We start from the raw sequence: 412 nt of genomic DNA on the forward strand, positions 1-412 counted from the left end.
TTCTTTAAGGTAAGGAGGTGATCCAACCGCAGGTTCCCCTACGGTTACCTTGTTACGACTTCACCCCAGTCATGAATCACAAAGTGGTAAGCGCCCTCCCGAAGGTTAAGCTACCTACTTCTTTTGCAACCCACTCCCATGGTGTGACGGGCGGTGTGTACAAGGCCCGGGAACGTATTCACCGTGGCATTCTGATCCACGATTACTAGCGATTCCGACTTCATGGAGTCGAGTTGCAGACTCCAATCCGGACTACGACATACTTTATGAGGTCCGCTTGCTCTCGCGAGGTCGCTTCTCTTTGTATATGCCATTGTAGCACGTGTGTAGCCCTACTCGTAAGGGCCATGATGACTTGACGTCATCCCCACCTTCCTCCAGTTTATCACTGGCAGTCTCCTTTGAGTTCCCG

Annotated in this window: 1 rRNA gene; it reads right to left on the bottom strand. The window is 51.7% G+C overall.

Annotated elements, in window-relative coordinates:
- Positions 1-10 precede the first annotated feature (10 nt).
- A 16S ribosomal RNA gene (locus tag FDX11_RS25030) occupies positions 11-412 on the bottom strand; the annotation flags it as partial.

It is taken from the genome of Citrobacter sp. wls714, assembly GCF_005281025.1.
GTDB classification, from domain to species: domain Bacteria; phylum Pseudomonadota; class Gammaproteobacteria; order Enterobacterales; family Enterobacteriaceae; genus Citrobacter; species Citrobacter werkmanii.